This window comes from Litoribacter ruber (assembly GCF_018449405.1).
GTDB classification, from domain to species: Bacteria; Bacteroidota; Bacteroidia; order Cytophagales; family Cyclobacteriaceae; genus Litoribacter; species Litoribacter ruber.
In genome coordinates, this window is sequence record NZ_JAHCMY010000001.1 from 433,157 (window position 1) to 454,492 (window position 21,336).

Here is a 21,336-nt window from a genome sequence, read left to right on the forward strand (position 1 = left end):
TATTAAACCTATTGTTAAAGTAAGCATGATAGAGATGAATTTTTCTATCATGCTTTTTTATTGACCTGATGCCGTGTATTCAATATTCATCATTTCACGGCTGACTAAAAAGCATTTATTCAAAAAATACAATAATAAGATGCGATTACTGACTATTCTACTGCTTCTACTTTTACCCCAATTTGTACATTCTCAAATAGTAATAAGTAACGAGAAAGAAAATGAAGATTATTTTTCAATTGCGAATGATCCTTTTTCAACCAAAATATTATTTGATACATTAGACAATGTGCTAGTACAGAAATCTGTTCAATTTTTAGCTAGCGATATTGAAAAAGTTACCGATCAAAAACCTAAGATTATATCCTCAGGTGAATACCTCGATAACAACCTGATAATTGTAGGGACTATCGGAAACAGCCATTTTATTGATCAGCTGATTACTTCAGAGAAGCTGGATGTAAATCCTATCATAAATAACTGGGAAAATTTCATAATTCAAACTATCGAAAATCCTTTTCCTAGTGTAGATAGGGCTTTGGTTATAGCAGGAAGTGACAGGCGTGGAACGGCCTTTGGCGTATTTACCCTATCTGAAAAAATTGGGGTTTCACCTTGGTATTGGTGGGCGGATGTGCCGGTTGAAAAAAGTGAACAACTATTTATAAAAAATGGCAGACATGTTTCCAGAGGCCCATCTGTCAAATACAGAGGGATTTTTCTTAATGATGAAGCTCCGGCTTTGAGGAATTGGGCTAAAGAAAAATTCGGAGGTTTTAATCATAAATTTTATGAAAATGTTTACGAACTGCTTCTCAGGAACAAAGCCAATTTTTTATGGCCGGCCATGTGGCTTCCCACCGCATTTGCAGATGATGATCCCGAAAATGCCCGACTTGCAGATGAATACGGCATTGTAATATCTACCAGCCACCACGAACCCATGATGCGCGCCCACCACGAATGGCAGAGGTTCGGGGGTGGCGAATGGAATTATGAGACCAATAAAGAACAACTGCAGGAGTTTTGGCGCGGTGGCATAGAGCGTATGGGAGATTATGAAAGTGTAGTTACCATGGGTATGCGTGGTGATGGTGATGAGGGAATGTCTGAGGAAACTGCTGTGGATTTATTGCAAACTATAATTGAAGATCAGCGAAATATCATTACTGACGTCACAGGTAAACCTGCCCACGAAACTCCCCAAGTGTGGGCTATCTATAAAGAAGTGCAGGATTACTACGACAAAGGGATGCGGGTGGAAGATGATATTACCATTCTTTTCAGTGATGACAATTGGGGAAATATACGGTATCTGCCTAAGAAAGATGATCAAAGCCACCCCGGTGGATTTGGGATGTATTACCACTTTGATTATGTGGGAGCGCCTGTGTCATACCGATGGAACAATGTCACCCAATTAGAACGTGTGTGGGAGCAAATGAAGCATACTTATGAGGCAGGAGTCAAAGAACTGTGGATAGCCAACGTAGGAGATATAAAACCCATGGAGCTGCCAATTAGCTTCTTTCTGGATTTGGCCTGGGAAACGGAAGCAATCCAAGCTGAAGATTTGCCAAACTATTATGTGAATTGGGCTAAACAGCAATTTGGGGATGAGTATGCTAAAGAAATAGCTGAAATTCTGGCTTTGTATACGAAATACAATGCCCGTCGAACCCCAGAGATGCTAGAACCTAGCACCTATAGCTTGGTAAACTATCGTGAGGCAGATAGGATATTAGATGAGTACAGAAATCTTCTGGAAAGAAGTAATACTATCTATAGCAAATTACCCGAAAGTTATAAATCTGCTTTTTATCAGCTGGTGCTGTCTCCGGTAGAGATGAGCAGCAATATAAACGAAATGTATATAGCTACTGGTAAAAACAGGTTATACGCTCAACAGGGTAGGGCTTCGGCCAATAAATATGCTGAGAGAGTGAAGGAATTGTTTGCCTATGATGCCGAACTTACCAGACAGTTTCATGAAGATCTGGAAGATGGCAAATGGAATCATATGATGTCGCAAACCCATATCGGGTATACCAGTTGGAATCACCCCCGTACGAATGTAATGCCAGCTATTTCGTACATCCATACAGCTAGTTTACCACAATTAGGCTTTAGCTTAGAATATGGGTCGGATGTCGAATGGGGCGGCTTTAGTGTAGAAAGTGATCCACTATTCAGCAAAAGTTTCAGTGAATTTGATCCTCTCAACCAGCAGACTTACTATATAGATATTTTCAATATGGGGGAAGGCAATTTGAACTACTCACTTGAAGCCAAACAAGATTGGATAAAATTATCAAGGGAGGAAGGTAGTTTGCAATATGATGAAAAAGTATTTGTAAGTATCGATTGGGAAAAAGTTCCTAACCAAGAGAATGTTGCCGGGGAAATTATTATCAAGGGAGCAGGCAAAGAGTATGAAATCCAAGTTCCTGTTCGGAACAACCTTCCAACTGCATCTGGATTTATAGAAAATAACGGATATGTTTCTATTGAAGCGGCCAATTATACAGCAAAAATAGATGCACTGCCTATTCATTGGACAAAAGTTCCTAACCTTGGCCGAACCCATTCCTCTATGATTATTGAACCGGTAAATGCGCCTCGACATGAACTCAGTACCGAATCTCCAAGATTGGAATATGAATTTACGGTTTTTGATGATGGAGAAATTACCATTCATACTTTCCTTTCCCCAACTCAAGATTTTAAAAAACAAGGTGGGTTAAAATTTGCCATCTCAATAGACGATGAAGAGCCTCAGATTGTAAATATGAACGAAGGCGAAATCAAACCTGATCATAAATATGCAGATTGGTGGACAAAGTCAGTAGCTGATCATATTAAGGTCTCTACATCCAAACATAAAATCAAACAACCAGGTAAACATACCTTAAAGATCTGGATGATAGACACCGGAGTAGTCTTCCAAAAATTCGTAATTGATGCAGGGGGAATGAAGCCAAGTTATTTGGGTCCACCTGAAAGTAATTTTGTGAAACCTGCTTTGTAAGAACAGTACGTGGTATTACCAATTAGCTCGGAGGAATTGGCTACAAGGCCGATCTCAATTAACCTATTAAATTTATGCTGGGTAAAGATGACATCTTTACCCAGTTTTTTTCTTATATGGCCTAAAAACCTCTGAAATAATCCCATTAGCGTCAACAGGGTTTTTTTATTAAATTGGCTTCCAGAATTAAATAACCAAAATATAACTTATGAACCGATTTAATTATTTGGGCTTTGGCGCTGTCATTACCGGGATGGTGATGGCGGGCTGTTCCCAGCAGTCAGCCCTTTCCGAAAGGGGAGGGGAAGTGCAAGCCATCAATTTGAACTACATGGATTCTACCACCCGCCCTCAGGACGACTTTTTCCAGTTTGTCAACGGTGGCTGGCTAGAAAAAACCGAGATCCCGGGCGACCAGGGGAGATGGGGAAGCTTTAACGAGCTTCGCGAATTTAACAATGAGGCAGTGTTAAGAGTCCTCGAAAAAGCCTCCGATAGTGAAGAATTCCAGGAAGGCTCTGACCAGAGAAAGGCGGCCGACTTCTACCAGATCGGTATGGATAGCACACTGGCTGAAAACAGAGGCATAGAGCCTTTGAGGCCTTGGTTTGAAGAGATCGAGAAGATAAATTCAGCCGAGTACCTTCAGGCCTATATGGCCAAGCAGCAAAAAAGAGGGGGAGGAGCATTTTTTGGTCTGGGTGTAAACACCGACTTGAAGGACTCTGAAAGAATGGCCCTTTACGTTTCGCAAAGCGGTCTTGGCCTACCTGACCGAGATTATTATGTGGAGGACAACGAGAAATTTAATGACCTCCGCCAAAAATATCAAAAGCATGTAGCTTCAGCATTGAAGCTAGCCAAAGTGGATGATGCAGAAGGTGCCGCTCAGCGTATCATGGATCTGGAAACCAGATTGGCCAAGGCCAGCAAAACCAGAATTGAAATGCGTGACCCGGAAGGCCGTTACAACAAGTTTACCCTAAGTGAAATGAATGAGTTGACGCCTTCATTTGACTGGAAGAAGTATTTGGACGAACTGAATGCCGACACGGATGAGGTGATCGTTTCGACTCCGAAGTTTATGGAGGAAGTGGAGAAAATCATGCAGGAAGTTCCGGCTTCCACTTGGCAGGAATACCTAAAGTGGAACTTGGTCAACAGTGCTGCTCCATACCTGAGCTATGAGTTTGTAAGGAATAATTTTGATTTCTACGGTAAGGAACTTCAGGGTACCGACGAGATGAGACCAAGATGGAAAAGAGTGTTGGCTACTACTGAAAGAGCTGCCGGGGAGGCCATCGGAAAACTTTATACAGAGGAATATTTCCCACAAGAAGCAAAAGAAAAAGCCCAAGAAATGGTGGACAACATTATGTTGGCCATGGGAGATAGAATCAGGAACCTGGACTGGATGACTGATGAGACAAAGGAGAAAGCCCTCGAAAAGCTTGGTACTTTCAGTGTGAAAATCGGATTTCCTGATGAGTGGAAAAGCTATGCTGACCTAGAAGTAGACGGCAATCCTGAAACTGCCAGTTATTTTGATAACGTGATGAGATCTTCTGAATTCAGGTTCAATGAAAATATCTCTAAGCTGGGTAAGCCGATTGACAAGAATGAGTGGTTTATGACCCCTCAAACGGTGAATGCCTATTATAACCCAACTTGGAATGAGATTGTGTTCCCTGCCGGTATCCTTCAGCCCCCATTTTATGATTACAGAGCTGATGCTGCTGTGAATTATGGTGGTATTGGCGGTGTGATTGGACATGAGATCAGCCATGGTTTTGATGATCAAGGTAGCAGATATGATGCTCAGGGTAACTTGAGAAACTGGTGGCAGGATGAAGATTTGGAAAACTTCCAAGAAAGAACCGGTCAATTGGTTGCCCAGTACGATTCCTATGAGCCATTAGACGGTGTGAATGTAAAAGGAAGCTTGACTTTGGGTGAAAACATCGGTGACCTTGGTGGTGTATTGGTGGCTTTTGACGGATTAAAAAGACACTTGGAGGAGCACGGCAGACCAGAAAGCATTGACGGATTCACTCCGGAGCAGCGATTCTTTATTTCTTGGGCTACCATCTGGAGGACCAAAAGCAGAGAAGAAGCTCTAAGAACCCAGATCCAAACTGACCCTCACTCCCCAGCCATGTACCGCGGAAACGGTCCATTGGTGAACATTGATGCCTTCTATGAAGCATTCAATGTACAGGAAGGCGACGGCATGTACAAAGCCCCTGAGGACAGGGTTAGAATCTGGTAAGATTTTATCGTTTTTAAGGTTTATTATAAAAGGTCTGATCGGTTTTGGTCAGGCCTTTTTTATAGCAAAAGAGTGAAAGTTATTTGCCACGGAAGCGCAAAGGCACGAAGAAATTCCGGGGGTTAAGGGATTAGGCGGCCTGCGGCCTGGTTTAGGGGTTTAGAAATCGCAAGCGACGAGAGGGATTTGGCTTGACTGCATCGCGGTAGTTTCACGCCCGCCTACCGGAGTGCATGCAAAGGGCGCAAAAAGGTTGGCAAAGGACGCCAAGCTCTGGAAATGGACTGAATCTAACCTTCTAACCCTCCCGATCCGCGAAGCGGTTTTGGGGAAATAACCTTCTAAACTGCTTAAGTATTTTTACTTTTTAGAATTGAATCAATAATTAAGCAATTTCGTTAATTTTAATTATACTAAACCCATTTACCATGGATCTCAAAACTGTTAAAACTGACCTTATACATTGGGTAAAGGACCTTAAAGATAAATCTGTTTTACAACAGCTTCAAGAATTGAAAAAACAACATGAGGACTCTTTGGAATTAAGTGAATCCCAAAGGAAAGAATTAGATTTAAGGCTTAAAAAATATGAGGAGGGCCAGATGCATTTTTCATCTTGGGATGAAGTAAAGGACCGGGTTAGAAAGCGTCATGAAGATGATTTATAACTACCAGCTTTCCGAAGAAGCTGAAATGGATGTAATGGAGGCCTATAGTTGGTATGAAAAGCAAAAGCAAGGTTTAGGAGAAGAATTTCTAGAAGCTCTAGATCATGCAAAAAAGGTCATTTCTTCAAATCCGCTAACCTATAAGGTCTATTATAAAAATAAAGTCAGAGCATTTGTTTTGAGTCGTTTTCCTTTTTTAGTATTGTATCTAGTAGACGACATTGATATCAACGTTATTTCCGTTTTTAATACAAATCAGCACCCCAAGAAGTGGAAAAAGAGATTGTAGCCTATACAAATCAGTAATTTATATTATTTCATTTATTTATAATCCTTTTGCGCCGATAAAATGGTTTATGGGTCTATATCGACCTGGTTTAGGAGTTTAGAAATAACGAAGCGACGAGAGGGATGTGGCTTGACTTCATCGCGGCAGTTTCACGCCCGCCTCCCGGAGGGCAGGCGAAGTGCGCAAAGAGTTTTGCAAAGGACGCCAAGTTCTGGAAATGGCCTGAATCTAACCTTCTAAACCTCCCGATCCGCGAAGCGGTTATCGGGAAATAACCTTCTAAACTGCTAAGTTTGGAAGGTTATTTGGCCTGTGGCCTTGTTTAGAGGTTTAGAAATCGCAAAGCGACGATAGGGATGCTTTCACTCCTAACCCCTTCTACCGTCCCGAAGTGCCTCCTGACTTTTCCATCGGCGCTCCTCGGGAGATCTACTATCTACTGAACTATGTTAAATTCTAACCTTCTAAACCTCCCGATCCGAAGCGGATATCGGGAAATAAACCTCTATACTACCTAAACGAATCGAAGAAGCTTCTTCTCCTTGAGACCTTCAGATCCTGGAGAATTGAAGATTTGACACGGATGTCGATGTTGTAGGAGGTAAAGCGGCCAAAAGGGATCCAGTTGACGTTCATCTGCCAGCAATGGAGGTCACGGGCTATACCGATCATGGATTGGGTGACTTGGGCAGTAGATAGATCATACCCCGTGTTGAAGTTGATCTTCCATTTTTCGGAAAAGCTCACATCACCCGATACATTTAGGGCCTGGGTCACATTGGTGACACCAGTAAAAGCACGGTTGTAACTCAAGTTGTACCCAAAGGTCAGGTTCCACGGAATGGCCCAATCTATATATTGGCTGGGATCGGCCACTATCCGATCAATTTCGTTTTGGGTAAATTCATTCATCACCCCCCCTTGGGCCATGAAATCATTGGTGATCTCATCGCGCCTTTCCCCGGGACTTTTTTCCGTCTGACTAGGGTTTATGCTCCCGTTTAAGTTAAGGGTGGCGTTTCTCAGTCGGCCTATACCTTGGCCTCTATTCCATGCAAAATCGTTCACCCTTCGCTCGGCTTGCTGGCCCTGCGCATTGGTGACAGTGCGGGTAGCGTAAGGGTCCATGGTCGCCGAAAGGAACACACTCAGGCGCTGATCAAAGAAGGCCGTTCTGGTATTGATGTTTATCGGGGCCAAATTAAAGGAGTCGGCTGCCATGTTGTAGTTGGACGCAATGTTCAACGTTTGGAGCACCGGGACTTTTTTGGTTTCCTCATTACCTGTAGTATCGTTGGAAGTTTTGATCTTGGCTTCCACCACGTTTCTGATGGAAAGGTTAAGTGACCTGGCCTCGCCCAATGGCGGACCACCAAAAATTGCCCCTTGATAACGGCTGAAGAACTGGGTCCTGCCCGTTTCGTCCACTTGAACTTCCTGAAAATAACCGAATCGTGGGTCGGCAAAATTAGGCGAATAACTAAAGCCAAAAGTTGGCTGCATGTGGTGCCTTACCGCTTCCACTTTACCACCTTTTCTGAAGGTATAAAAACCGTAGATGTTTGTAGAAAGGTTAAACGATGAATTATAGAAACCAGCCCTGTTAAACCCATCGGACCTGATTTGATCCACCCGCTGCTCCTCGGCATTATAGAAATAGTCAATCTGGTTCAAATACCACAGTTCGGTATAATTGAATCCTGCCGTGCCGGTGAAATAACGGAACAAGGTGAAGTTGGAGGTAATTGGTACAGTGTGTCTAAACCCATTGTCCGCTTCCCTCAACAACTGTGGCAAGTTGGCAAAATTAAACGGCAACACTGGAGGTCCTGTAAGTGGATCTATGCCTTGGAAAGGGTCAAATGGATCGGGCTCCTGAAATTGCGGCTGGGTGTTTACTCCTAGGGGATTTACAATCAAATTGTTGATGGAGTTTTGGGCGTTGAAGTTCCAGGCAATGTTCAAGGTCTTCAAGGGTTCAAACTGCACATTTCTGAAAGGGTTTTGACGGTTCATGTTGACCGCGATGTCTGGAAGGACCACCCTCACCTCATCCGTCTGGATATTTTGCGAATGCCGTAAGTTGACTGACATACTGAACGGGGTGCCCGCAAAGGTCTTGCTATAGGCAATGTTGGAGGTAAATTCCGCATTGATGTTTCTGGCAAAGTTTACAGGGTTTACCACCGCATTGTTATAGGTCGTCGTACCGGCATTTACGGAAGCCGAGAAACGGCTGTTTCCCCTAGATTCCGGCGTATGCTGCCAGTTGACCCAAAATTCGTTGTAATCCACTTGGAATTCCTCGGTTTCAGGGCTTTGGAAGCGTTGGTAATCAAAATTGAAACCTCCACTGAACCTGTACCTTTTCCTATATAGAGTGGCTGCCTTGGCACCGTAACCCCCTTTGGAGAAGATTTCACCTGTAAGTCTGGTGTGTATATAATCGTTGAAAGCAAAATAATAACCGAAATCTCTAAGGAAGAAACCCCTGATCTGTTCCTCGCCGTAAGTTGGAAATAATATCCCTGATGCTTTTTCCTGCTGGTCGGGAATTATCCCAAAGGGTAGCCCCAAAGGTGTCGGGATGTTGTTAAAATGCAAATTAAACGGGCCTGCGACCACATGTTTGCCCCTAATGGATTTTATTTTGCCGGATGCAATATGCCAATGTGGTTCAGCCAGATTACAGGTGGTGTAAAAGCCATTACTCAAGTAAACGCTTCCGTCATCATCCTTCTTCACCGTCTGCCCTCTTAAAAAGCCTTCATCCTGCTCGGTGACCACATCGGAGATGATGGCTTTTTGGGTCTTGAAGTTATACCGCATTTCCTTTCGGATCTCATAGGTGGCAGGTCCTTCTTTAAAAATAGGATTGCCTTGTATAGCTCCAAGAGAATCTGTAATACCAGAGGCAAATAGTTCGCTCTTTTCCCAATCAATTACTATATAATCAGCATCTAGGCGAATATTTCCGTATTCAAACCAGGCATCATTATATAAATATACTTTATTGGAAGTGAAGTCCGTTATAATACTGTCTTCGGCGTAATAGTCAATTTGGGTCTGTATGTCGCCCTTTGGCACAACCGTTGTAGTGTCGGTACCGTCTGGAAGCGTGTCAGGACCTGGGATTGGTATACTGTCGGGCCAAGCGGGCTCGGGCAGCAGGTTGGGGTTGATGACCGTATCGGGAGCGGTAACCCGCATTTCGGGCAGTCTTCTACCTCGACGGTCTTGTCCAAAAGCGTCTAGATCAAGCAGGAATAAGAAAATAAAGGATAAGAATAGAAACCTATATTTCTGCACAGATTATTTCTAGTTTAATCAAAAATTTTTAATTTTTGCGTAAAGTTAATGTTATTAACGTTTATGAAACGAACCCTCCCTAAAAATATTCTAATTATTTCGATTCTCACGCTCTGTGGGCTTTTTGCAGGCTTTGTTCCCACTGGTGAGCGGGCACCCGAATTTCGCCTCAAGCGGATCGTGATAGATGCCGGACACGGCGGTCATGACCCCGGTACGTCTGGGGCCACCTCCAGGGAAAAGGATGTTGCTCTCAAACTGGCCCTTCAAGTGGGCAAGTATATCGAGGAAAACCTGCCTGGAGTGGAGGTCATATATACACGTAAAACCGACGTTTTTATTCCCCTCAAGGAAAGGGCCAATATTGCGAACCGGAACAAAGCGGATTTGTTTGTTTCCATCCACTGCAATGCCACTGGCAACAAGGGCGTAGCTGGTACAGAAACGTACGTGATGGGTAGCAAAAACTTTGACGCCAATTTTGATATTGTAAAGAGGGAAAATGCGGTAATCCTCCTGGAGGATGACTATAAAGAGAATTACGAAGGTTTTGACCCCAAGAGCCCGGAATCCTACATGATGTTTAACCTCATGCAGAAGGCATATTTTTCCAACTCACTTTCCTTGGCCCAAAAGATTGAAACCGATTTTACCAGTAGGGTGCAAAGAAAGAGTCGCGGTGTAAAGCAGGCTCCTTTTTATGTACTTTGGACGACAAGCATGCCTAGTGTGTTGATCGAAACCGGCTTTCTCTCCAATGCGGCAGAGGAGCGCTACTTGAACAGTGCCAATGGCCAAACTTACTTGGCTTCGGCGATTTACCGATCTATTAAGGCATACAAGGAGGAGATAGAGTCGATGTAGGGAAGATTTCACTACTTGTCCTGGGTAGCCCTCCCGATACTCATCAGGACTATAGAGGGCGAATCGGGAAAGGCCAATTCGAGGAGAAAAATGAGTGTCAATTTAATTTAGGACGTTACATTGGAGACGGGAGAGCAGGGACTTGTGAACTTCGTGCCGCCCACTTTGTACTTTATTTTTGATATCACTTTTATTGCTTCTATTTTAGCAAAAGCATATAAACCCAATAATCAATTTTTCATGAATCTTGAATACAACAAGAATGAGGACCTGAATAAGCAACTCATTTATAAATTAGAGAAAAAGTTAAAACAAGTCCATCTGGGCGGCGGTGAAAAGAGAATTGCCAAAGAACATGAAAAGGGCAAACTTACTGCCCGCGAGCGGATAGATTACCTTCGGGACAAGGATTCTGAATTTTTGGAAATAGGCGCTTTTGCCGCCGACGGCATGTACGAGGAGGAAGGCGGTTGCCCCTCTGCCGGTGTGGTAACAGGAATTGGCTATGTGAGTGGCCGGCAATGTATGATCGTGGCCAATGACGCTACGGTGAAAGCCGGGGCATGGTTTCCCATGACGGCCAAGAAAAACCTCAGGGCACAGGAAATAGCCATGGAAAATCGGCTTCCTATTATTTATTTGGTAGACAGTGCCGGAGTATTTCTCCCCAAACAAAATGAAATCTTCCCAGACAAGGAGCATTTTGGGCGTCAGTTCCGCAACAACGCCAAGATGTCCTCCATGGGAATCGTGCAGGTTGCCGCTATCATGGGCAGCTGCGTGGCCGGTGGTGCCTATCTGCCCATCATGTCTGATGAGGCTTTGATTGTGGACAAAACGGGTTCCATCTTCCTGGCAGGCTCCTACCTGGTAAAGGCCGCCATCGGCGAAGATGTGGACAATGAAACCTTGGGTGGAGCCACCACTCAATGTGAAATTTCCGGGGTGACTGACAACAAATACGAAAACGATCAGGAATGTCTGGATGCCATCAGAAGGATCTTTTCAACCCTTGGAGCACCTGAATCTGCCGGTTTTGACCGGGTGGAGCCTCAGAAGCCGGCAAAAGACGAAAAAGAAATCTTTGGCGTCTTCCCTTCCGACAGGGTCAAACCCTACGATATGCGGGAAGTGATCGGCCGATTGGTAGACAATTCCGAATTCGATGAATATAAGGAAAACTATGGCCAGACGCTCCTTTGCGGCACGGCCAGGATTGACGGCTGGGCAATCGGCATCATAGCCAACCAGCGCAAGATCGTCAAAAACAAAAAAGGGGAAATGCAGATGGGTGGTGTGATCTACTCCGATTCCGCCGACAAAGCTGCCCGTTTTATCATGAACTGCAACCAGCGTAAAATCCCATTGTTGTTTATTCACGACGTAAGTGGGTTTATGGTAGGCAGTAAGGCGGAACATGGAGGCATCATTAAGGATGGGGCCAAAATGGTAAATGCCATGGCTAACTCCGTAGTGCCCAAGTTTACCATCATCATAGGCAACTCCTATGGGGCGGGAAATTATGCCATGTGTGGTAAGGCCTATGACCCACGCCTGATTTTCAGCTGGCCAACAGCACAGATGGCTGTGATGAGCGGTGCCTCGGCTGCCAAAACCTTGTTGCAAATCAAGGTGGCCAGTCTTAAAAAGGCCGGAGAGGAAATCACCAAAGAAGATGAGGAGAAATTGCTCCAAGAAATCCAAGATAAATATAATGAGGAACTCAGTCCTTACTATGCCTCTGCGAGACTGTGGGTGGATGGCGTGATCAATCCATTGGAGACCAGGAAAGTAGTGAGTATGGGTATTGAGGCGGCCAATCATGCCCCCATTACTGAGCGTTTTAATGTTGGTGTGATCCAAACTTAATTCCTGCTTAGAAGTTTGTAATTTTGAAAGCTGTTCCTGATATTAAATAATTGGGAACAGTTTCTTTTTTAGGATGCAGGAAGATGGAAAATTTGACGGACAAAGAATTGAACGCATTGGTTTCCCTACTCGATGATGAGGATAGGGAGGTCATCAACCACGTAAGGGATAAGATCAAATCGCTCGGCACTGAAATTATTCCTTTTTTGGAACAAAAGTGGGAGGAAAGCTTCAATCCCACGGTGCAAAAGGAAATCGAGGAACTCGTACATGAGCTTCAGCTTTCCCAAATGCGAAGCCGCCTCCGGGAGTGGAAAGAATCCGAAAAGCAGGACCTGCTCACCGGGTTGTGGATCCTCAATACCTACCAATATCCCGATTTGGAGTTTGATGAGCTAAACGGGGAAATGCACCAGATTTACTTCGAGGTCTGGACCTCTTTCAAAAACGACCTGCAGCCTTACGATCAGGTAAGGATTATTAACAATGTGCTATTTAACCGGTTAAAGTTTTCCGCCAACACTAAAAACTTCCATGCCCCGGGCAACAGCATGTTGAGCAATGTACTTTCCACCAAAAAGGGAAACCCCATCAGCCTCTGCGCCATTTATTTACTGGTGGCCCAAAAGCTGGGGATACCGGTACATGGGGTCAATTTGCCTAACCTTTTTGTGCTTATTTATCTCAATGAAGCCCAATCTTTTTACATCAATGCTTTTAATAAAGGGCTTATTTTCAGCAAATCCGATATATTTCATTATTTGGAGCATTTGAAGATTGCGCCAAAGGATGAGTTTTTCGAGCCCTGCACGAGCCTGGATATTATCAAAAGGATGTTTAGAAATCTAATAGTTGCCTATGAGCGGCTAGGGGATGTGGAAAAGTCGGAAGAGGTGAAAAGCCTGCTCGAGCTTTTGATAGATTAATTCCTCGAACCTCTAGGGCGGATATTACACCCAACGGCTCGGGTTTGGGCAGGGCTGGGGGAAGAGCGGCGTTGGATTTGGGTAAGTGCATTTTCCAGATAGCGCTGGCTTACGCTTCCTGGAGCTTGAGGGTTGTTGTCTATAGCGCCTTGATAAACCACAGATTGGCCTGTAGGGCCACTGGTAATCACCAAAACTTCCGGAAGTTTGCTTGCATTAAGGGATCTCGTAACCTTTTGTTCACCATCCATCAGATAAGGGAATCGAAAACCTCTTGCCTTCATTTCCTTTTCTGTTTCTTCCACACTTCCGGCGTGTGGGTTGATTAGTGCAAATGAAAAATCATTATCAAATCTACTGGCAATGTCCTTGATTCTGTCTTCATAAAGTTTGGAGAAAGGACAGGAGTTGGAGGTGAAAATAAGAACTGTACCGCTTTTGTTGGTCAATTCCTCCAAGGAAACCTGAGTGCCTGTATTGGAATCCTTGAGCTCAAAATTCTGAACCCGTTGTGCCACCGTCACAAGCATGGATCCCATCATCAAAACCAATAACAGCAGCGATCTTTTCATTTCTACCTTAATTAATTCTAACTTGAAAATAACTAGAAAGTATTTTTTTAAACCGCAGAGAAAGCGTAAAGAAGCAGAGCAACCAACACATTCTCTGGGACCTCTGAGCCTCTGCGGTTATATTTTTTCCGTCTTCGGTCTCCCGTCCCCTACCAAATCGTATAACTCAACACCACATCCTGTTCCACTTCCAGTTGAACCTGATAGTGGTGATCGGTGTATTCGGTGTCATAGACTTTACCTTTTACGATCCTTGCTCCCTTGTCAAAGGGCTGTAACAAAATGTTTTGTCGTAGGCTGATGCCTCTTTTTCCTTGGCATTTAAAAATGGATTCTTTAACCGACCAGGCCATGGTATAATGCAGGGGGTCATTGTCCAGAAAGTCCATTTCGGAGGGGTCAAGAAATTTTGGGCCCAACCTGACCACTTTTTCCCTGACAAAATCCAAATCAATTCCTACGGGCATTTCTTTGTGAAAGATTGCTGCGGCAAGTCCCATAGTGTGGGTGAGGGATACGTATCCATAATTGTCCATGGGGTGGCTTTTGCCGTGCTCATCTTTGAAAAACCCCGGATAAGGATGCTGTATGCATTCAAGAGCTTCCTTAATGGCCAATCTGGCGCCACGCCATTCGGTTTTTTTGCCGGGATGGCTGATGTTTGCGTAGGAAAGTTTTTCTCGGAAGCTTAAAAAATCAAGTGCCTCGCCCTCCGTCCCCTCAATATTCTTGATGGCCAGGGCAGATAAAGGACTTATTTTTTCTATTTTTGTTTGCATATGCCTTAATGTACTCAGGATTACCGTCTGCAATATATGTCAAATATTCAAGTAAATAAACTCCATACCCTTACTGGTCACAATGATTGCATTTATGCCCTTGCTGAGTGGGGTGAGAAAGGCCTATTCTTCACGGGGTCAGGAGATGGGATGGTGGTGCAATGGGGGCAGGCCAACCCCAAAGACGGCCATTTATTGGCCAGACTTCCCCATAGCGTTTATGCGTTGGGCATAGACGAAAAACGGGGTTGGCTTTTTGCCGGGCACAATTATGAAGGCATTCATGTGATAGACCTGGATACAAAAAAGGAGATATGGTCGTTAAAAATAAGTTCCGCAGCCATTTTTGACCTTCAGGTGAAAGGTGACAACCTGATGGTTTGTACAGGAGACGGACTTGTGATAATTGTTGATGTCGAGGCCAGGGCTGTGGTGAGGCATTTGAAAATAGGGGATAAGAGCGCTCGGGTAATGGCTTTTCATCCCTCTGGGGAAGATTTGGCTGTGGGGTTGAGTGACCATACGGTAAAAGTATTTGACACCAGCAACTTTAAGCCAAAAGCCAACCTGACCAGCCACCAAAACTCCGTTTTTGCCCTGGGATATCATCCGGTATCCGGCCAGTTGGTCAGTGGTGGCCGTGATGCGCACCTTAAAATCTGGCAGGCAGAAACTTATGAGGAAAAAGAAAGCATTGCCGCTCATTTATTTGCCATCAATTATTTATCTTTCAGAAAAGATGGAAGGTATTTTGCCACCTGCAGCATGGACAAATCGATAAAACTTTGGGATGGGGAGAGTTTCCGTCTCCTAAAAGTAATCGACAAAGCCCGCCATGCAGGTCACGGTACCTCAATCAACAAGGTGCTTTGGAGCAGCTTTTCAGATAAGTTGATCTCCATAAGCGATGACAGGACTGTGGGGATCTGGGAGATAGGTATGTGAAATAAAAGGGACACAGACCTGCCTCCGCAGGCAGGGGTTCGCGGAGTTTAAAGAGGAGTTTCGCAGAGGCCTCTTACCGGAGAAAACCTGATAGAAATTTCGAGAAAAAAGTGTCAATGCAAGTTTTGACTTCGCAATTCTATGGATTATGGTCTATGGACCATCAACTATAGGCAGACCGACTGGCACCTGATAATAGAAAATAACGATTAAAATGAAAATAACACCATTAGAAATAAGACAGAAAACCTTTGAAAGGCATTTCAGGGGATATGATAAGGAAGAGGTAGGCGCATTTTTGAACAGCTTGTCCCAGGAATGGGAAAGGCTGATGGATGAGAAAAAAGACCTTCAGGTGAAATTGGATCAAGCTGAAAAGCAATCCAACAAACTGCGTGAAGTGGAGTCATCCCTTTTTCGCACCTTAAAAACAGCTGAGGATACCGGTGCCAATATCATCGAACAGGCTAAGACTACCGCCGATCAAATTGTGGGCGATGCCCAGATCGATGCGGATGTTCTAAGAAATGATGCCAAGCAAAAGTCCCAAAACATGTTGGAGGCGGCTGAGCAGAAAGCTCGGGAGATCATGGAAAACCTCAAAACGGATATTCAGACATTAGTGGACAATTATGAGCATCTCTTGGAGCAGCGAAAAAGAGTCCTTAAAAACCTTCAGCAGATCGCCACGCATACCATCGACACCATGGAGGATGCGGAAAAGACTTTTGAGCAGGCCGATATCACGGTGCATACAGATTTAATTGAGCAATTGAGCCAGGAGGGTTCTTTTGAATCCTTTGTGGGGCAGGTGCCTGCTAAAATGGAAGAAATCCAAGAAGAGGTAGAGCAGGAAGAAGTGCAGCCCGAAGCCGAGGAAGAAATTAAAGCCCAAGTAGAGGAGGTCAAAGCTGAACCAGAGGAGCCTAAAAGGATAGAAGAGGAAATAGTGGAGCCTGAAGCCAAGGAGGAAGAAAAAGAGGAAGAGCCTCGCAGAGAAGATCAGCCCAGTCCCACGGTGCAAAATGAGAAAAAACAGACTTCAGGATCTTTCTTTGACCAGTTTGACTGATGGGGAGAGTTTCACTGGAAGGAATTGAGTTTCATGCCTATCATGGGGTGTTTTCCGAGGAGAAAAAACTCGGGAATAGGTTTACGGTTGACATGCATGTAGATACCGATTTTAAAAAAGCCATGGTGGATGATGATCTGGAATCCACCGTGGATTATTTTAAGCTTTACACGATAGCAAAAGCACATATGCAGGAGCCGGTAAAGCTTCTGGAGCATTTGGGGCATTTGATGTTATTGGATATTTTGAAGCATTATCCGGATGTCAAGCATATCGAGATTATCATCAAGAAACACAATCCCGCCCTTGGAGGGGTGGTCAATTATTCCGTTGTAAAAGTAGCTTACCCGCAGGATTATGAATAAAATTTTACCTTTACTTTTTTTACTTGTTTTCCCTTTCCAAATCTACGCCCAAACCGTCCCCTACCGGATATTCAATTTACAAGGAGAAGAAGTAAGTTTTGAGCAAATGGCTGAAGAAGCCGCCGAGAAACAGGTGGTGCTTTTTGGGGAACTTCATAACAACAGTATTGCCCACTGGTTGCAGTTGCAGCTATTGAAAAGTCTTCATGAAAGGGGAGAGGGGCTGGTTTTCGGTGGAGAGTTTTTCGAAGCGGATGACCAATTGAGCCTTGATGAATGGTTTGGGGATCTAATTAATGAAAAGAATTTGGAGGCTGAGGTCAAGCTTTGGAACAATTACCAGACAGATTACAAGCCCTTGGTTCAATATGCCAAGTCCAATGATATTCCTTTTGTCGCCACCAACGTCCCCCGCAAGTATGCTTCTGCAGTAAGCCGTGGAGGTTTGGAGGTGTTGGAAGATTTTTCGGAGGAAGCCAAATTATTTATAGCTCCTCTGCCTATTGAAATAGACAGGGAGCTACCGGGATATGTAGGGATGAAAGAAATGATGCATGGCAGTCACATGAATGCTGAGCACATGGTAGCTGCCCAAGCATTGAAAGATGCCACCATGGCCTATTTTATCCTGAAAGGTCTGGATGGCATGGAACAATTTTACCACATCAACGGCTCCTATCATTCCAACAATTATGAAGGAATTGTTTGGTATTTGAAGCATTACGAAGAAGGGCTTTCCATCATGACAATTACCGTAGAGGAAAAAGGCGTGATGGATATCGATGAGGAAACCAGAGCAAAGGCTAATTTTATCATCGTATTGCCCACAGATAGTCCGAAGAGCTATTAAGCACTGAGAACTGAGTCCGTTTTCGTTACGTAGGGCCTACAGCGTCCATCCTACACGCCACGGCGAGCAGGCATCCGACATCGGACATCCGACACCCGGCATCGGACATCTAACCATCCCAACCATGTATAAAAAAGCAGAAATAGCCAAGACGAAGAAAGATTTTTGGACCACCTTTGGGGCATACATGAAGCCGGTGCCATCAGCGGAGGGCACGAGGGTGAATTGGCAGAATTACAAAACTGGAGTTAAGCAACTGTTTTTTAGAATGAAGGCCGAGCGGGGTTTTGCCTCTATTGGCATTGAGCTCAACCATCCCGATATGGATATCCAAGAGTTGCAATATGAGCAATTGATTATGTTTAAAAGCATGCTTCGCGGCCAATTGGGCGAAGAATGGAACTGGTCCTACGCCCAACCCGATGAATATGGAAGGCCCATGTCAAAGGCCGAGGTTGTATTAGAAGGAGTGAGTGTGATGGAGAAAGACGATTGGCCAAAGATCATTTCATTCTTAAAGCCAAGGATCATCGCCCTAGATGAATTCTGGAGTAACGTCAGGCATGGGTTTGAAGAGTTGAAGTAAAAGAATGGGCCACAAGGGCACAGGGTAAAATATGGTCACGAAGGGCACAAAGTTAAAAAAAGAAGTCACACCAAGTTTGGAATGGCCACAAAGGTTTTTTTGGAAAGTTTTTATCGCAGTGTTTCACAGAGGAGTATTACAGAGTAGGATTTATTCATAGTTGTTTTACTCTGGGGTCCTCCGTGCTCAAACTCTGTGGACCTCAGTGGAAAAAAAAACGGATACTTTTTTACTTCGTGCGACTTTGAGTAAACTTCCTCGACTTAGCGGCCCATTTCAACGTTTACTCCCCTTTAACTTCCTCTTGTTTCTTTCGGTCCGGGTTGGTGAAGGTGAAGCCGCGGGCATCGTTGCCATCGAAGAAATCGATATGCATGCCCATTAAAAACATCATATGTTTTTTCTCCATCAAAACGGGAATGCCCTCTACCTCGAATTTTTCGTCACCATCCTTCTGTTTATCAAAGCCCAGCGCATATGCCATCCCCCCACAGCCACCGCCTTTAACACCCACTCGCAGACAATACTCAGCAGGTATGTTTTTGTTGGCCATGATATTACGGATCTCGGCTTGGGCCGGCTCGGTGATTTTGATGGGTATGATCATATACTTAAAAGGCAATTTGGTACACTCTGAGTTCAAAATTATACATAAATTAAATTTCCACACAGTTTTATCCCTACCAAATTATTTAGGATATTCGAGAAACAAATTAAACCAATGGAATATATCACAGAACTTTTGAAGATTGTCCTTCCCGCAGGGCTGGTCATTTATGGGATGTACATCATCGCGGTATCATTTTTGAAAAGGGAAAGGGATAACAAGCTGATCGAACTGAAAACAAAGAACACGGATACCGTGTTGCCAATTAGACTGCAGGCGGGTGAAAGGTTGTGCCTGCTATTGGAAAGGATTACTCCCAACAACCTTGTGCGCCGCGTTAATGACGGGTCCTATTCCGCTAGGGAGCTGCATGCAGTTTTGCTTTCTGAAGTGAGGGAGGAATTCAACCACAACCTTTCCCAGCAGGTGTACTTTACAGACGAAACCTGGGAAAGTGTGCGCAAGGCCGTGGAGGACGTGATCACTATGATCAACCGCGCTTCCCAAGACCTTAACGAAGAAGCTAGAGGTCTCGAACTTGCCAAGCGGATTTTCCAACTCTCCCTGGAGCAGAAAATGGACAGCATTAAGCGTGCCCTGCAAATGGTGAAATCAGAGATCAGGATTTACTTCTAAACAACATTTATGGCAACTATTAAAGACACTGCAGAGAATATTTTTCAAAGAGCCAAGCTCCTTTATTTTGAACAAGCCCAAAAGATCTCCAAAAATGAAGTGAAGCTGAAAAAACTCATGGACTCGGCTTCTGAAAAGCTGCACAAATTTAGCAGCAATCCCCAAGTGGTAGAAATGATCGGCCATGTGGACGTGCTTTTCAGGATGATCAGAGCCCATGTAAATGGGACGTACAAAGGATTTTCGGCCAAATCTCTAGGGATGATGGTTTTAGGGTTGGTATACTTTGTCACTCCTGTTGATTTAATTCCCGATTTTATTCCCGTAATCGGATATGTGGATGACTTGACCGTGCTTTTGGCGGTGATCAAAACGTTGCAGTCCGATATTCAGAAATTTGTTCATTGGGAACAATCCTATAAATAATGATAAAACGTATTGCCATAGTGGCCGGTGGTTCTGGACTGGTAGGAATGCAGCTCCTGCACCAGCTTTTTCAGCATAAGGAATATGATGCTGTTATTGCGATTGGCAGGAGACACCTTGCATTAAAACATCCCAAACTGGCCCAGATTGAGGTGGACTTTGCGAAGCTAGATCGCTGTGATTTGGTGGAGGGATTAAGGATCGATGATTTTGGGGGCGAAAACCAGCAAATCATCGAGGCCTTGGAGAACCAGAGCTGTGAAATCCATGCATTCTGCAGTTTGGGTACAACTATTAAAAAAGCCGGCAGCAAGGACGCCTTTTTCAAAATAGACCATGATTTTGTCATTAATTTCGCCAAATGGACTTATAAAATAGGGGCAAGAAAATTCCTTTACGTGAGTGCCATAGGGGCTGATCAACAAAGCTCCTTTTTTTACAATAAAGTAAAAGGTCAGGTGGAGGAAGATCTGAAGCTTATCAAATTTGATTATTTGGGCATTTTTCAGCCATCCATCTTGTTAGGACAACGTAAGGAAGTAAGAGTAGGAGAGGATGTGGGGAAAGTGATCATGAAGGCCTTTACCACTGTAGGGCTGTTTCGCAAATACAAACCCATACAGGATAGCCAAGTGGCGCGGGCCATGATTCATCATGCTTTAGAACAGCCCAAACTGGTAGTAGAATACATTTCCTCCAAGGCGATGCAGGCCTTACAAAAAGATTAGATGATCCATGATAGCAGTACTCCAGCGGGTTTCCCAAGCGGAAGTCTTGATCAACGGCAAGGAAACCCGTAAAATCGGTTTGGGATTAGTGATTTTGCTTGGCATTGAGGAGGCAGATGATGCCCGTGATATCGAATGGCTGAGCAAAAAAATCGTTAACATGCGGATCTTTCCAGATGAAAAAGAGGTGATGAACGAAAGCATCTTGGACCATTATGGGGATGTGTTATTGATCAGCCAGTTTACCCTACATGCAAGTACCAAGAAAGGGAATCGACCCTCCTATATCAAAGCCGCAAAACCTGAAATAGCTATACCTTTATATGAGAAATTTGGGAAGGCATTGTCTTCAGAACTCAAAAAAGCGATTGTCACTGGGGAGTTTGGGGCCGATATGAAAGTCTCCCTGACCAATGATGGGCCTGTGACTATCATTATCGATAGTAAAAACAGGGTGTGATAAGGATAAAAAAAATGGTGAAAAAGTTGAGAGATTACCTTTTCACCATCTTTAAAAAGAAAAAACCATATATTACAAAGGTAGGGCC

At 44.1% G+C, this 21,336-nt stretch carries 20 protein-coding genes; 16 read left to right on the forward strand and 4 right to left on the reverse strand.

Annotated elements, in window-relative coordinates; translation table 11 throughout:
• Nucleotides 1-73 precede the first annotated feature (73 nt).
• From KI659_RS01875 to KI659_RS01890, 4 genes are all read left to right on the forward strand, one after another.
• Nucleotides 74-3,028, forward strand: coding sequence for a glycosyl hydrolase 115 family protein (locus KI659_RS01875; RefSeq protein WP_317195905.1), 2,955 nt, complete (start codon nucleotides 74-76; stop codon nucleotides 3,026-3,028).
• 208 nt (nucleotides 3,029-3,236) lie between these two features.
• A complete protein-coding gene (locus tag KI659_RS01880) occupies nucleotides 3,237-5,297 on the forward strand; it encodes a M13 family metallopeptidase (RefSeq protein ID WP_246535253.1) in 2,061 nt (686 codons plus the stop codon).
• A 428-nt stretch (nucleotides 5,298-5,725) separates the two neighbouring features.
• Nucleotides 5,726-5,965 (forward strand): addiction module protein, encoded by a 240-nt coding sequence (locus KI659_RS01885; protein WP_213943641.1) that lies wholly within the window; start codon nucleotides 5,726-5,728, stop codon nucleotides 5,963-5,965.
• A complete protein-coding gene (locus KI659_RS01890; RefSeq protein ID WP_213943642.1) occupies nucleotides 5,955-6,254 on the forward strand; it encodes a type II toxin-antitoxin system RelE/ParE family toxin in 300 nt (99 codons plus the stop codon). Before KI659_RS01885 ends, KI659_RS01890 begins: the two co-directional genes overlap by 11 nt.
• 510 nt (nucleotides 6,255-6,764) lie before the next feature.
• On the opposite strand, the gene KI659_RS01895 is transcribed toward KI659_RS01890, so the two are convergent.
• A complete protein-coding gene (locus KI659_RS01895; RefSeq protein ID WP_246535286.1) occupies nucleotides 6,765-9,464 on the reverse strand; it encodes a putative LPS assembly protein LptD in 2,700 nt (899 codons plus the stop codon).
• Nucleotides 9,465-9,626: 162 nt separating this feature from the next.
• Here KI659_RS01895 and KI659_RS01900 point away from each other — a divergent pair, with 162 nt between their 5' ends.
• The 3 genes from KI659_RS01900 (at nucleotide 9,627) to KI659_RS01910 (ending at nucleotide 13,222) form a co-directional block, all read left to right on the forward strand.
• Nucleotides 9,627-10,427, forward strand: coding sequence for an N-acetylmuramoyl-L-alanine amidase family protein (locus tag KI659_RS01900; protein ID WP_213943644.1), 801 nt, complete (start codon nucleotides 9,627-9,629; stop codon nucleotides 10,425-10,427).
• Nucleotides 10,428-10,667: 240 nt separating this feature from the next.
• Nucleotides 10,668-12,296, forward strand: a complete 1,629-nt coding sequence (locus tag KI659_RS01905; protein ID WP_213943645.1) for an acyl-CoA carboxylase subunit beta — start codon at nucleotides 10,668-10,670, stop codon at nucleotides 12,294-12,296.
• Between the two features lie 83 nt (nucleotides 12,297-12,379).
• Nucleotides 12,380-13,222 carry a transglutaminase-like domain-containing protein gene (locus KI659_RS01910; RefSeq protein ID WP_213943646.1) on the forward strand — a complete coding sequence of 281 codons (843 nt, stop codon included), beginning with the start codon at nucleotides 12,380-12,382 and terminating at the stop codon, nucleotides 13,220-13,222.
• Here KI659_RS01910 and KI659_RS01915 read toward each other — a convergent pair.
• Together KI659_RS01915 and KI659_RS01920 are read right to left on the reverse strand one after the other, a co-directional pair.
• A complete protein-coding gene (locus KI659_RS01915) occupies nucleotides 13,219-13,794 on the reverse strand; it encodes a redoxin domain-containing protein (RefSeq protein ID WP_246535254.1) in 576 nt (191 codons plus the stop codon). The genes KI659_RS01910 and KI659_RS01915 overlap by 4 nt on opposite strands.
• Nucleotides 13,795-13,943: 149 nt before the next feature.
• Nucleotides 13,944-14,573, reverse strand: coding sequence for a 4'-phosphopantetheinyl transferase family protein (locus KI659_RS01920; protein ID WP_213943647.1), 630 nt, complete (start codon nucleotides 14,571-14,573; stop codon nucleotides 13,944-13,946).
• 36 nt (nucleotides 14,574-14,609) lie between these two features.
• Here KI659_RS01920 and KI659_RS01925 point away from each other — a divergent pair, with 36 nt between their 5' ends.
• The 5 genes from KI659_RS01925 to KI659_RS01945 all read left to right on the forward strand — a co-directional run bounded on the left by KI659_RS01925 (nucleotide 14,610) and on the right by KI659_RS01945 (nucleotide 18,391).
• Nucleotides 14,610-15,518 (forward strand): WD40 repeat domain-containing protein, encoded by a 909-nt coding sequence (locus KI659_RS01925; protein WP_213943648.1) that lies wholly within the window; start codon nucleotides 14,610-14,612, stop codon nucleotides 15,516-15,518.
• A gap of 214 nt (nucleotides 15,519-15,732) precedes the next feature.
• Nucleotides 15,733-16,590, forward strand: a complete 858-nt coding sequence (locus KI659_RS01930) for a DivIVA domain-containing protein (protein WP_213943649.1) — start codon at nucleotides 15,733-15,735, stop codon at nucleotides 16,588-16,590.
• Entirely contained in the window at nucleotides 16,590-16,955 is a 366-nt protein-coding gene (gene folB, locus KI659_RS01935; RefSeq protein WP_213943650.1) for a dihydroneopterin aldolase, read from the forward strand. The genes KI659_RS01930 and folB overlap by 1 nt, the downstream gene beginning before the upstream one ends.
• Nucleotides 16,948-17,805 (forward strand): ChaN family lipoprotein, encoded by an 858-nt coding sequence (locus KI659_RS01940; protein ID WP_213943651.1) that lies wholly within the window; start codon nucleotides 16,948-16,950, stop codon nucleotides 17,803-17,805. The genes folB and KI659_RS01940 overlap by 8 nt, the downstream gene beginning before the upstream one ends.
• Nucleotides 17,806-17,929: 124 nt before the next feature.
• The gene (locus KI659_RS01945; protein WP_213943652.1) at nucleotides 17,930-18,391 is read left to right on the forward strand and encodes a DUF4268 domain-containing protein; all 462 of its coding nucleotides are present in this window, start codon (nucleotides 17,930-17,932) and stop codon (nucleotides 18,389-18,391) included.
• 283 nt (nucleotides 18,392-18,674) lie between these two features.
• Here the strand turns inward: KI659_RS01945 and KI659_RS01950 are convergent, their stop codons facing one another.
• Nucleotides 18,675-18,998 (reverse strand): HesB/IscA family protein, encoded by a 324-nt coding sequence (locus KI659_RS01950; RefSeq protein WP_213943653.1) that lies wholly within the window; start codon nucleotides 18,996-18,998, stop codon nucleotides 18,675-18,677.
• Between the two features lie 114 nt (nucleotides 18,999-19,112).
• Here KI659_RS01950 and KI659_RS01955 point away from each other — a divergent pair, with 114 nt between their 5' ends.
• From KI659_RS01955 to dtd, 4 genes are read left to right on the forward strand one after another with little or no spacing between them, the layout of a single operon-like run.
• Nucleotides 19,113-19,634 (forward strand): DUF7935 family protein, encoded by a 522-nt coding sequence (locus tag KI659_RS01955; RefSeq protein WP_213943654.1) that lies wholly within the window; start codon nucleotides 19,113-19,115, stop codon nucleotides 19,632-19,634.
• Between the two features lie 9 nt (nucleotides 19,635-19,643).
• Complete coding sequence (locus tag KI659_RS01960) at nucleotides 19,644-20,060, forward strand: YkvA family protein (protein ID WP_213943655.1); 417 nt, start codon at nucleotides 19,644-19,646, stop codon at nucleotides 20,058-20,060.
• Entirely contained in the window at nucleotides 20,060-20,788 is a 729-nt protein-coding gene (locus KI659_RS01965) for an NAD-dependent epimerase/dehydratase family protein (protein WP_246535255.1), read from the forward strand. The genes KI659_RS01960 and KI659_RS01965 overlap by 1 nt, the downstream gene beginning before the upstream one ends.
• Before the next feature lie 7 nt (nucleotides 20,789-20,795).
• Nucleotides 20,796-21,248, forward strand: coding sequence for a D-aminoacyl-tRNA deacylase (gene dtd / locus KI659_RS01970; protein ID WP_213943656.1), 453 nt, complete (start codon nucleotides 20,796-20,798; stop codon nucleotides 21,246-21,248).
• Nucleotides 21,249-21,336: the final 88 nt, after the last annotated feature.